11 protein-coding genes are annotated in these 12,007 nt (G+C 69.3%); 5 read left to right on the top strand and 6 right to left on the bottom strand.

Going from position 1 to position 12,007, the window contains the following annotated elements:
* Positions 1-15 precede the first annotated feature (15 nt).
* Entirely contained in the window at positions 16-1,782 is a 1,767-nt protein-coding gene (locus AB0E56_RS18545; protein WP_359801442.1) for a biotin carboxylase N-terminal domain-containing protein, read from the bottom strand.
* Positions 1,783-1,860: 78 nt separating this feature from the next.
* Positions 1,861-2,499 carry a Maf family nucleotide pyrophosphatase gene (locus AB0E56_RS18540; RefSeq protein ID WP_359801538.1) on the bottom strand — a complete coding sequence of 213 codons (639 nt, stop codon included), beginning with the start codon at positions 2,497-2,499 and terminating at the stop codon, positions 1,861-1,863.
* Between the two features lie 23 nt (positions 2,500-2,522).
* Between AB0E56_RS18540 and AB0E56_RS18535 the strand changes: the two genes are divergently transcribed.
* The 5 genes from AB0E56_RS18535 (at position 2,523) to AB0E56_RS18515 (ending at position 8,223) form a co-directional block, all read left to right on the top strand.
* Positions 2,523-3,770: a TRAM domain-containing protein gene (locus AB0E56_RS18535; RefSeq protein ID WP_359801441.1), complete on the top strand. Its 1,248-nt coding sequence runs from the start codon at positions 2,523-2,525 to the stop codon at positions 3,768-3,770.
* Between the two features lie 46 nt (positions 3,771-3,816).
* Positions 3,817-4,476, top strand: coding sequence for a response regulator transcription factor (locus AB0E56_RS18530; protein WP_359801439.1), 660 nt, complete (start codon positions 3,817-3,819; stop codon positions 4,474-4,476).
* Positions 4,466-5,701 carry an ATP-binding protein gene (locus AB0E56_RS18525; RefSeq protein ID WP_359801437.1) on the top strand — a complete coding sequence of 412 codons (1,236 nt, stop codon included), beginning with the start codon at positions 4,466-4,468 and terminating at the stop codon, positions 5,699-5,701. The genes AB0E56_RS18530 and AB0E56_RS18525 overlap by 11 nt, the downstream gene beginning before the upstream one ends.
* Positions 5,698-6,708 carry a hypothetical protein gene (locus tag AB0E56_RS18520; protein ID WP_359801435.1) on the top strand — a complete coding sequence of 337 codons (1,011 nt, stop codon included), beginning with the start codon at positions 5,698-5,700 and terminating at the stop codon, positions 6,706-6,708. The genes AB0E56_RS18525 and AB0E56_RS18520 overlap by 4 nt, the downstream gene beginning before the upstream one ends.
* Positions 6,709-7,023: 315 nt before the next feature.
* Entirely contained in the window at positions 7,024-8,223 is a 1,200-nt protein-coding gene (locus AB0E56_RS18515) for an ROK family transcriptional regulator (RefSeq protein WP_359801432.1), read from the top strand.
* Between the two features lie 31 nt (positions 8,224-8,254).
* On the opposite strand, the gene AB0E56_RS18510 is transcribed toward AB0E56_RS18515, so the two are convergent.
* From AB0E56_RS18510 to AB0E56_RS18495, 4 genes are all read right to left on the bottom strand, one after another.
* Positions 8,255-8,497 carry an acyl-CoA carboxylase subunit epsilon gene (locus tag AB0E56_RS18510; protein WP_359801431.1) on the bottom strand — a complete coding sequence of 81 codons (243 nt, stop codon included), beginning with the start codon at positions 8,495-8,497 and terminating at the stop codon, positions 8,255-8,257.
* Positions 8,494-10,092 (bottom strand): acyl-CoA carboxylase subunit beta, encoded by a 1,599-nt coding sequence (locus AB0E56_RS18505; RefSeq protein WP_183150443.1) that lies wholly within the window; start codon positions 10,090-10,092, stop codon positions 8,494-8,496. Before AB0E56_RS18505 ends, AB0E56_RS18510 begins: the two co-directional genes overlap by 4 nt.
* An 82-nt stretch (positions 10,093-10,174) precedes the next feature.
* The gene (locus AB0E56_RS18500; RefSeq protein WP_359801428.1) at positions 10,175-11,191 is read right to left on the bottom strand and encodes a hypothetical protein; all 1,017 of its coding nucleotides are present in this window, start codon (positions 11,189-11,191) and stop codon (positions 10,175-10,177) included.
* Between the two features lie 76 nt (positions 11,192-11,267).
* Positions 11,268-11,960 carry an NTP transferase domain-containing protein gene (locus AB0E56_RS18495; protein ID WP_183150442.1) on the bottom strand — a complete coding sequence of 231 codons (693 nt, stop codon included), beginning with the start codon at positions 11,958-11,960 and terminating at the stop codon, positions 11,268-11,270.
* Positions 11,961-12,007 lie beyond the last annotated feature (47 nt).

Here is a 12,007-nt window from a genome sequence, read left to right as displayed (position 1 = left end):
CGTTGCGAGTGCGGGTCAGCTGATCGTGAGCAGCTGGTGTCCTGCCGAGACCGTGGCGCCGGCGTCCGCGTTGATGTTGCCGATGACGCCGTCCTTGTGCGCCTGCAGCGGCTGCTCCATCTTCATGGCCTCAAGCACGACGACGAGGTCGCCCTTGACGACCTGCTGACCGTCTTCGACGGCGATCTTGACGACCGTGGCCTGCATGGGCGACTTCACGGCGTCGCCCGATGCTCCCGCGTTGGCGGTGGTGGCGTGGCTGCGGCGCGACGGCGGTACGGCCGCCGGGCGCCCTGCCGCACCAGGAGCGACGGCGACACGGTCGGGGAGGCTGACCTCCAGGCGCTTGCCCGAGACCTCGACGACCACGGTGTGCCGCGCCTCGGACGGGACCTGTGCCTCGAGCTCGCCGTCCCACGCCGGGATGTCATTGACGAACTCGGTCTCGATCCAGCGGGTGAAGATGCCGAAGTCGCCGTCTTCGGCGGTGAACGCGGGGTCGCGCACGACCTTGCGGTGGAACGGGATCACGGTGGGGAGTCCGGCGACCTCGAACTCGTCCAGCGCGCGACGCGAGCGCTCCAGCGCCTCAGCCCTGTCCTTGCCCGTGACGATGATCTTCGCGAGCAGCGAATCGAACGCCCCGGAGACCGCGTCGCCCGCCGTCACTCCCGAGTCGAGGCGGATGCCCGGACCGCCGAAGGTCTTGAAGACGTGGATCGGACCGGGCTGGGGGAGGAACCCGCGACCCGGGTCCTCGCCGTTGATGCGGAACTCGATCGAGTGGCCCTGCGGCTTCGGGTCGTCGTAGTCGATGGTGCCGCCGGCGGCGATGCGGAACTGCTCGCGCACCAGGTCGATGCCGGTCACCTCTTCGGAGACCGGGTGCTCGACCTGCAGGCGGGTGTTCACCTCGAGGAACGAGACCGTGCCGTCGGCGCCGATCAGGAACTCGCAGGTGCCCGCGCCGACGTAGCCGACCTCCTTGAGGATGGCCTTCGACGCGGAGTAGAGGAGGTCGTTCTGCTCATCCGTCAGGAACGGGGCCGGAGCCTCCTCGACGAGCTTCTGGTGGCGGCGCTGCAGCGAGCAGTCGCGCGTCGAGATGACGACGACGTTGCCCGCGGCATCCGCCAGGCACTGGGTCTCGACGTGGCGGGGCTTGTCGAGGTACTTCTCGACGAAGCACTCGCCGCGGCCGAACGCCGCGACGGCCTCCCGCGTCGCGGACTCGAACAGCTCGGCGACCTCGTCGAGTTCGCGCGCGACCTTGAGGCCGCGTCCGCCGCCGCCGTACGCCGCCTTGATCGCGATCGGCAGACCGAACTCCTTCGCGAAGGCGATGACTTCGTCGGCGCCGGAGACCGGGCCGGGGGTGCCGGGAGCAAGAGGTGCGCCGACCTTCTCCGCGACGTGGCGGGCGGTCACTTTGTCGCCGAGAGCCTCGATCGCCTCGGGTGAAGGACCGATCCAGGTCATCCCGGCGTCGATGATGGCGCGGGCGAACTCGGCGTTCTCCGCGAGGAACCCGTAGCCGGGGTGGACCGCGTCGGCGCCGGCGCGGCGGGCGATCGAGAGGATCTTCTCGATCTGCAGGTACGTCTCGGCGCTGGTGGAGCCCCCGAGCGCGTACGCCTCGTCGGCGAGACGGGTGTGCAGGGCGTCCCGGTCCTGGTCGGCATAGACGGCGACGGAGGCGATCCCGGAGTCACGGGCGGCGCGGATGATGCGTACGGCGATCTCGCCGCGGTTGGCGACGAGCACCTTGGCGATAGCAGGCATGGTTGCCAGCCTAGCGAGAAGGACCCCGATCCCTTTGACGACTCCCCACAAGAAAGACGCGAAAACGTGGAGGGGAGTCTACGACCACAGGTCGGTCCACTGGACTCCGAGCTCCGCGGCCAGGCGCCGCACCGTCGACAGGGACATCCCGACCACCGTCGACGGATCGCCGTCCACCCGGGTGATGAAGGCTCCGCCGAGGCTGTCGACGGTGAAGGCGCCGGCGACGAGAAGCGGCTCGCCGGATGCGACGTATGCGTCGATCTCGGCGTCGCTCACATCCTCGGCGAACGTCACCGCCGCCTCAGCGACGGCGGTGGCTTCCCTTGGCGTCTCGCCCGGCGCGATGCGGAAGACCGAGTGGCCGGAGTGCAGCACCCCGGTGGCGCCGCGCATCTCCCGCCAGCGGCGGGTCGCCTCCTCCGGGGTGTAGGGCTTGCCGTAGACCTTCCCGCCGATCGCGAACATGGAGTCGCCGCCGATCACGATGCCGTCGAACTCGCCGGCGGCGGCCAGGTTCTGCGCGACCGCAGCGGCCTTGGCGCGGGCGAGCAGCAGCACCAGCTCCGGGGGAGCGAGCGGAGCGCCGCGCTCGGCCTCCGCCGCTGCGGCGACCGCGTCCTCGTCGACGTCCGGCGACGCCGTGAGCGGCTCGATTCCGGCCTGGCGCAGCAGCATCAGTCGTGCGGGGGACGTGGAGGCGAGGCAGACGCGCATGTGCACCACCGTATCCTCGAAGGATGACTTCCTCCGCAGCCGACGTGCTCGAACTCGACATCACCGGCATCGCGCACGGCGGCACGTTCGTCGCCCGGCATGAGGGCCGCGTGGTCTTCGTGTCCGATGCGATCCCGGGGGAGCGCGTCCGTGCCCGACTGATCGCCCCTCCGGAGGGCTCGGATGCCGCGACACGCAGCTTCTGGCGCGCGGAGACGATCGAGGTGCTCGACGCGTCAGAACACCGACGGCCGCACATCTGGCCCGAAGCGGACCTGTTGCGCGATCCCGCGGAACGCCCAGGCGGCGCGGATCTCGGTCATATCGACCTCGACCACCAGCGCCTGCTCAAGCGCCGCGTGCTGACAGAGGCGCTCGACCGGTTCGCAGGCCACGGCCTCGTCGCCCCGGAGATCGAAGCCGTCGCGTCGGGCGACGGCACGGGATGGCGCACACGGGTCACCCTGCATGTCGATGATGAGGGCGTCGTCGGTCCCTTCGCTGCGCGGAGCCACCATGTCGTCCCCGTCACCTCGTACCCGCTCTCGCGGCCCGCCATCGCCGAGGCGGCGCTCGCACTGGGCGGAGAAGCGCCGGGGCGCATCGAGCTCGTCGAGCCGGCCGACGGCGAGGTGCGCGTGATACGACGCGAAGAGACCGAGCGGCCCGCCCGCGTGGCTCGGGGCTTCCGGCGGCGTCCGACCCCCGAGGTGATCCAGGAGGTGGTCGGCGATCGCCGCTTCCAGGTCGACGCCACGGGATTCTGGCAGGTGCACCCGCGAGCCGCGTCCGTGCTGGACGCAGCGGTGTACGGCATCCTTGACGGGCATGTGGACCCCGAGCGTACGCACTACGACCTCTACGGCGGCGTCGGGCTCTTCGCGGCGACCCTCGCCGATCTCGGGGGAACCGACATCGTGACGGTGGAGTCGAGCGCGCGGGCAACGCAGCACGCCGTCGAGAACCTGGCTCCGGTCGATGTCACCGCGGTGACGGCACGCGTCGACAGGTTCCTCGCATCGCGCACGGGCGCCGGCCGCACCGGAGCCGTGATCCTCGATCCGCCGCGCGCCGGTGCCGGCCGTCAGGTGGTCGAGGCGGTGCATGCACTGTCGCCCGAAGCCATCGCGTATGTCGCGTGCGACCCTGTGGCGCTCGCACGTGACCTCGGCACCTTCCGCACCCTCGGATGGAACGTGGACCGTCTTCGCGGTTTCGACCTGTTCCCCCACTCGCATCACTTCGAGGTCGTCGCGCTGCTCACGAGGTGACCGCCCCTCCCCGCGGGGTTCCGAGGCGACTCACTAGGCTGGGGGGATGAGCAGGGTGGCACTCATCGACGATCACGAGTCCGTACGCCTCGGCCTCGAGGCCGCGTGCGCGCGCGATTCGCAGACCGTCGTGTTCTCGGGAAGCACCGTCGTCTCCTACCTCGAGTGGCGTGCCGCGTCGAGGTCTGCTCCCGCTGACGTGGTCGTCCTCGACCTCACCCTCGGCGACGGCACCACCGTGACCGAGAACGTCACATCGCTGGTGAGCGACGGGGCGAGCGTCGTCATCCACAGCGTCGCCGATCGTCCTGCCGCCGTCCGCGAAGCGCTCTCGGCCGGAGCGGCGGGGGTCGTCAGCAAGTCCTCGGCCCTCGACGACGTCCTCGACGCGATCCGGACGGTCGCGCAGGGCGAGGCGCTCAACAACGTCGAGTGGGCCAGCGCGGTCGACGGCGATCGCGACTTCGCCGATGCGCAGCTCTCCACCCGCGAGCGCGAGGTGCTCCGGTTGTACGCGGCGGGCCTGCCGTTGAAGGCGGTCGCCGAACGGCTCGGCGTCGCCTACTCCACGGCCAAGGAGAACATCACCCGCATCAGGGTCAAGTACGTCGAGGTCGGCAGGCCGGCGCCCACCAAGGTCGATCTCCTCCGCCGGGCCATGGAAGACGGCATCGTCGCGGCCGACGGGGCATCGAGTGCCCGCTGACCCGCTCAGCATCCGAGATGCCTGGAGCAAGATCCCCTCTCCCGGCGGCACCGAGACGGAGTTCGAGCGCTTCACCGGGAAGCGCATGGAGCGCATTCTCGCGATCGTGGTCGCACTCGGCTCCGCGGTGCTCGGTGCGCAGGCGCTGATCGGCGCGGTGAACTCGCTGTCGCGGGCCGATGTCGTGCACATCGTGATGCTGGTCGTGGTGTTCGTCCCGCTCGCCGCGATGCTGGTTGCCTGTCTGATCGGCCGTGGCGTGCGCACCTTCTCCGGTGCGTTCGCCGTGGTCTACGTCCTCGCGCTCGCCGCCTGGCCGACGGTCGTCGACCCTGCGGACAAGAGCGCCGGCGACCAGCCGTGGATCTTCTTCCTCGTGAACGTGGGCGTGGTGGCGGCGATGCTCGCCTTCCCGCTGTGGCTCCAGTTCGCCTGGGCCGCCGGGATGCCGCTGGTCTACGGCTATGTCCGTCTCGTGCAGGGGGAGTTCTCCCGGGAGTTCTGGGTGACGACCGCGTTCGATGTGTCTTTCACGTTGATCCTCGGCGTCGTCATGATCTCGCTCGGCTGGATGTTCCGTTCCGTCGCCGCGGGGGTCGACGAGGCCAGGGCGCAGGCCGTGTCCTCGTACTCGACCGCCGCCGCTGCTGCCGCCGCCGAAGAGGAGCGCGTGGCGATGTCGGCGTTGATGCACGACAGCGTGCTGGCCGCGCTCATCGCCGCCGAGCGGGCCGAGGGCGACCGCGCGGAAGAGCTCGCGGTGGCGATGGCGCGCGAGGCTCTCACCCGCCTCGCGAACACGGAGGCGGCCGTCGCGCAGGAGGGGAGCGATGAGCCGGTCGGCACGGCGCAGATCGTGGTCGAGCTGCGCCGTTCGCTCTCGGAGCTCGGTGCCGACGCCGTGGTCGAGGAACGCGGGGGCATCGGGCTCATCCCCGGTCGGGCAGCGAGGGCTCTCGTGCTCGCCGCGCGGCAGGCGATCGGCAATGCCGTGGCGCACGCACATGGGCGGGGTCTGCACATCGTCGCGGAGGGGCATGGCGACGAGGGGGTCGCGGTCACGGTGTCGGATACCGGACCGGGCTTCGACGTCGAAGCGATCGGCGCGGATCGTCTCGGGATCCGCGCCTCGATCTTCGCGCGCATGGCCGGTGTGGCCGGGACGGCGGACATCCGCTCCGACGAGAACGGCACGATCGTCACTCTGGGGTGGGAGCGCTCATGAACCGCACTGTGCGCAGTGTCGCCACCTCGCTCGCGGTCGGGTTCGCCCTGTACTTCGTCGCTCGGGGAGTGTGGTGGATCGAGCAGCCAACGGCGCCGCTGCTGATGGTCCTCGCGATCGGCGTGTACCTGGTGGTGGTGAACATCGCGATCCTGGGTGATGCGACATCGGTGCGCATGCCTCTGTGGTCGGCGGTGCTGGCGCTGCTGGCAGCGGCGCTGATCCCGACGCTGGTCACCTTCTCGCTCGAGCCCGCCGACCGGACGGCGCCCTTCGCCACCTGGTACATCGGTGCGCTCGGGCTGCTCGGCGTCGTGTGCGTGGTGCGCCGTCGCTTCCTGATCGGCTGGTTGGTGCTCGTGGTGCTCGTGGTCGCCGCATCCGCGTACCTCGGCGTCGGCGTGGCCCTCACCCTCGGTCTGGTCGGTTCGATCATGTGGGTCGCCGTCGCCAGACTGCTCGTGATGTTCTGGGACCGTGCGGTGCGCGACACCGAGCGTCTCGCCGAGATCCAGCAGGCGGTCTCGGCCTGGCATGCCACGCAGCGGGTGCGACAGCGCGAGAGGCGTCTGCGCACCCAGTTCGCTCTCGCCGTGGCCGGGCCCGTGCTGAGTCGGGTCGTCGCCACGCGGGGAGCCCTCGACGACGGCGAACGACGGGAGGCGCGTCTTGCGGAGGGGAGACTGCGCGACGAGCTGCGCGGCGCCGACCTCCTCAACGATGCCGTGCGCAATGCGATCGATGTCGCGCGCAGACGCGGCGCCGTCGTCACCGTGTTCGACGAGGGCGGGTTCGACGGCATCGATGAGCCTCGTCGCGGCGCGATCAGAGACGAGCTCGCCGCGACGCTCACCCAGGCCAAGGCTGCGCGCATCATCATCCGTTCCGCGCGCGATCCTCGCGTCGCGGTGACCGTCGTCGGCCGAGCCGGAACCCGCTCCTCCGGCGACGATGACGCAGTCGACCTGTGGCACGAGATCCCCAGGGACCCCGCTACCGCAGACTGATCACGGCAGCCGTCGCGCGCACATCCTCGGCTCCGGCCTGGGGAGGTGACCGGAGTCGAGGATGCTGAGAGAGTGGGCGAGGGGCGGCGAATCCGCCTGCCCCTCGCCGTGCGGACAGTTACCCGAAAACCGTCCGCTGGTGGCCGATCAGCGTCTGTCTACCCTGGGACAGAGAGACCAGCCGAACGCGAAGCGTCCCACTCAGTCTGAAGGGTCGCGCACGCGTTGTCTGTAGGTATTTTGGGGGACACGGTTTCCACGCCGATGAGGGATCATTGGACGATGGGAATGCGTCGAGGCACCAATCTTCCGCGGATGGGTGACTTCAATCAATCCGTCGTGCTGGAGGCCGTCCGCCAGTCGGACGAGGGGCTGAGTCGTATCGAGCTCGCTGCCGCGACGGGACTGTCGGCGCAGACGGTCACGAACATCACGAGGCGCCTCCTGGACGACGGATTCATCCGCGAGGCGGGTCGCACGATCAACGGTCCCGGCAAGCCCCGCGTCACGCTGCGCCTCGTCCCGGACAGTCGCTTCTCGGTGGGGGTGCACCTCGATCCCGCGATCATGACGTTCGTCCTGCTCGACCTGTCGGGGACGGTGGTGCGGCGCATGAGCGTGCGCACTCCTGCGAAAGAGCCTCGACAGATCGTCGCCGCCATGGCGACGACGATCGAGGCGCTGATCACCGCGTCCGGAGTGGATCGGACACGGATCGCGGGGGTGGGCGTGGCCGCGCCCGGCCCGCTCGACGTCGAGAAGGGCACGGTGATCGATCCGCCGAAGCTCCTCGGCTGGCACCGGGTCCCGCTCCGAGCGGTGCTCGCGGAGGCGACCGGGATGCCGGTGGTGCTGGAGAAGGACACGACAGCAGCAGCCGTCGGCGAGCTCTGGAGGCGAAGGGCTTCCGCCGACGACTCGTTCGTCTTCGTCTATCTCGGCACCGGGATCGGGACGGCCGTGGCCAGAGACGGCAGGGCGATCCTCGGGAGCACGCGCAACATCGGCGAGGTCGGGCACGTCATCGTCGATCCGGACGGACCCGCGTGCACATGCGGTTCGCGCGGGTGTGTCGAGGTGGTGTGCACCCCGCAGGCGATCGTCGAGCAGGCCGAGCGCGCGGGCGTGTTCCGCGATGACCGCGAGGGGAGCGATGTGGAGGCCGTCGACGGGCGCTTCACCGAACTGTGCGAGCGCGCCGCCGCGGGCGATGCCTCCGCCGTCGGCGTACTGCGCCAGGCGGCGGTGCACATGTCGGTGCTGGTCGCTGCGCTGACGAACATGCTCGACGTCGATCGTGTGGTCTTCGGCGGACCGTTCTGGTCGCGGCTCGCCGGGGTGTATCTCCGCGAGATCCCCGAGAGACTCGCGCGCGCGAGTGCGACACGTGCGGTGCGAGAGATACCCGTCGACGGAACGGTCGTCGGAGACGACGTCGGCGCGGTGGGCGCAGGATGCGTCGTGCTCGATTCCGTGCTCAGCCCGCGCGCATCGGTGCTGCTGTTGGACGGCTGAGACCATCGCGGCAGCCTCGATCGGCATCGGCTCAGCCGGAGAAGCGTCCCCAGGGGATGTCCCGACGCAACGGTCGTCGGAGGGGACGCTGCGTGCGGGTCCAGGCCGAGACGGACGGCTCCTCCGCGACAGCGTCGGCGGCCTCGGTCGCGTACGCCTCACTGATCACGGCGATGAGCGCGGCGAGCTCTTCCTCGGTCGCCGTCCCGCGCGTGATCTCCAGCATCGGCGCAACAGGATCCGATGCCGCACCGGGGGCTTCCTGCCTGGTCACAGCGGGATGTTCCCGTGCTTCTTGGGCGGCAGCTCCGCGCGCTTGCCGCGCAGAGCGCGGAGGGCCTTCGCGATCGAGACACGGGTGTTCGCCGGCTCGATGATGCCGTCGAGCTCACCGCGCTCCGCCGCGAGGAACGGCGAGGCCACGTTGTAGGTGTACTCGTTCGCGAGCCGGGTGCGTACCGCGGCCACGTCCTCGCCCGCTTCCTCGGCCTTCTTGATCTCTCCGCGGTAGAGGATGTTGACGGCGCCCTGGCCGCCCATGACGGCGATCTCGGCCGTGGGCCAGGCGAGGTTGACGTCGGCGCCGAGCTGCTTGGAGCCCATCACGATGTACGCACCGCCGTAGGCCTTGCGCAGGATCACGGTGACCAGGGGCACGGTGGCTTCGGCGTAGGCGTACAGCAGCTTCGCGCCGCGACGGATCACGCCGGTCCATTCCTGGTCCGTGCCGGGAAGGTAGCCGGGAACGTCGACGAGGGTGACGATGGGGATCGAGAACGCATCGCAGAAGCGGACGAAACGACTGGCCTTCTCTCCGGCCTCGATGTTCAGCGTTCCGGCCATCTGAGACGGCTGGTTGGCGATGACGCCGACCGAGCGGCCCTCCACACGGCCGAACCCGATGACGATGTTCGGTGCGAACAGCGGCTGGACCTCGAGGAAGTCGCCCTCGTCGACGACGCGCTCGATGACCGTGTGGATGTCATAGGGCTGATTCGTCGAGTCGGGGACGATCGTGTTCAGCGTGCGGTCGGCATCCGTGGTCTCGAACTCGAACGCGCTCTCGTACGACGGGAGCTCCGCCATGTTGTTGTCCGGCAGGAAGCTCAGCAGCGTGCGCGCATAGTCGAGAGCGTCGTCCTCGTCTTCAGCCAGATAGTGCGCGACGCCGGAGCGGGTGTTGTGCGTGTACGCGCCACCGAGCTCTTCCATGCCCACGTCTTCGCCGGTGACCGTCTTGATGACGTCGGGGCCCGTGACGAACATCTGACTGGTCTTGTCGACCATGATCACGAAGTCCGTGAGCGCCGGCGAGTACACCGCGCCTCCGGCTGCGGGGCCCATGATGATCGAGATCTGCGGGATGACGCCGGATGCGCGGGTGTTGAGGCGGAAGATCTCGCCGTACTTGCCGAGCGCGACGACCCCCTCCTGGATGCGTGCGCCGCCCGAATCGAGGATGCCGATGCAGGGCATGCCGCCCGCGAGAGCGAACTCCATGATCTTCACGATCTTCTCGCCGGCGACCTCGCCGAGCGATCCGCCGAAGGTCGAGAAGTCCTGCGAGTAGACCGCCACGGTGCGGCCGTTGATGGTCCCGACGCCGGTGACGACCGAGTCGCCGTACGGGCGGGAGCGGTCCATGCCGAACGCGGTGGTGCGGTGGCGCACGTACTCGTCGAACTCGACGAAGCTCCCGGGGTCGACGAGCAGCTCGATGCGCTCACGGGCGGTCATCTTGCCCTTCGCGTGCTGCTTCTCCTTCGCCTTCGCTTCTGCGTCGACGACGGCTTCGGTGTAGCGAGCGCGCAGGTCCGCGATCTTGCCGGCGGTGGTAAAGAGGTCGGGCTTGTCCGTCACGGATTCCACCCTAGCGTCGGGTCGCCTCGGTCCGTTGGATGCTCGGCACAACGAGGTGGCCGATCCTTTGGCGACGAGCGTGCAGTGTGCCTCAGTCCGCCGGCTCGTTCCGATCGCGCTCCGTCGAGGGCGTGGAGCCCGAGAGGGACGTGAGGTCGTGGTCGCCGACGTCATGGGCGTTCGTCTCGAGCTGCTCGACGGCGGCTGTGCGTCGGCCGGTGGCCAGCTCGCCCACGCGGTGTCCCACCCAACCGGCGCCTCGGGCCACGGTGCCTGCCGCGCCCGCGACCGCGTTCCCGGCGTAGCGGGCGCCGCGGAGCATCCGCAACTCCAGCTTCTCGGCCCCCGGCACGGGTTCCAGCTCGATCGGCAGGTCGATCGGAGCGGCGCCGAACGCCTTGTGCGAGGTGGTGAGCACGCGGCGTCCGAGGATGTGGTTCCCCGCCCCTCCGACCGCGGCGCCGATGCCGAACGGAAGAGCCTTGCCGATGACCGAGGCGCCACCCTTCGCCGCGAACTGCTTCACGAACATGCTCTTGAGCTGGTCGACGAGCGGTCCGACGGCGGCGCGGGGGAGCGACTTCGTGACGAGCTCGCCCCAGTAAGATGACCTGCTCCCTCCTCGTCCTGCGATCTGACCCGCGAGCTGACCGACCAGGTCGACGCCCTCCTTGCCGAGCATGAGCGTCATCACAAGAGCCCTGGCTCTGTCGGGGTTGGCGACCGCGATGCCGTGCACCTCGGCGACGGACTGGGCGAACAGGGCCGTCGACTCCACGAAGCCCACGGTCTCGACGCCCGAGAGCGCGAGGGTGACGCCCGTGCCGATGCCGGGGACGACCGCGGTCGCACCGACAGCGGCGCCCCCGGTCGTCACGGCGGCGAGGTAACGCCGCTCGAGGATCCGGATGATCTCGGCCGGGGACGCCTGAGGATTGCGCAGACGGATGCTGCGGATGTGCGCGAGGACGAGCGGGCGCTGGATGGACAGGACCCTGTCGAGTCCGCGCACCATCATCGGATGCTCGGGAGAACCCTGGGGCGGCACGCCCTTGTCCCACGGGGCGTCATCCGGAAGGGAATGGATCTTGTGCACCTTGGGGGTCATGGAGCGATCCTACGAAGCCCGACCGCGAAAACGCCGAAAGCCCGGCTCCTCGAGGAACCGGGCTTTCGTGAGCGGATCAGACGAAGAGGTTCGCCCGCTCGAGGTCTTCGGCGAAGTCGACCTCGACCGCGTACAGGTCGGAGACATCCATCGGCTCGAGGAGCAGACCGTCTTCGGCGATCGCGAGCTCGAGGCCGCGCTCGAAGTAGTCCTGATCCTCGACGCGCTGCAGCTGGCGCATGAACGCCTTCTTGTGCGTGGAGGAGATGTAGTTGATGCCGACGGCCTCGCCGAGCCCGCCCTTGACGGTCTTGGACAGTTCGTTGATGAAGCCTTCGGCCGTGACCGTGTACTTCACCTCTTCGTCGCTGACCTTGGAGGTGTTGACGGTGACGAACGACTGGTCGCGCTCGATGTACGCCGCTGCACGACCGAGGATCATCGGGTCGAAGACCACGTCGCCGTTCATCCACAGAACGCCACCTCGTCCCGTCGCGCCGAGGGCGCGGAGCAGGCTCTTCGAGGTGTTGGTCTCGTCGTAGCGCTCGTTGTGGACGTAGTTGACCGAGGGGAAGGCGTCGATGATGGTCTCGGCGCGATATCCGACGACCGTCGTGATGCGCGCGTCGGAGCCGAAGGCGGCGCGGATGTTGTCGTGCTGCTGGCCCATGATCGTGCGGCCGTCGCTGAGTTCGGTGAGCGGCTTGGGCAGCGCACGGCCGAGGCGCGAGCCCATGCCTGCGGCGAGGATGACGGTCTGAAGAGTCACGAGTGCTCCTAAAGGAAGTTGTGTTCACGGTCGGTTCACCGACCAGA

This window comes from Microbacterium sp. NPDC028030 (assembly GCF_040637855.1).
Lineage (GTDB): Bacteria > Actinomycetota > Actinomycetes > Actinomycetales > Microbacteriaceae > Microbacterium.
Note: the sequence above shows the minus strand (reverse complement) of the source record. Positions and strands in the feature narration are given on the sequence as shown.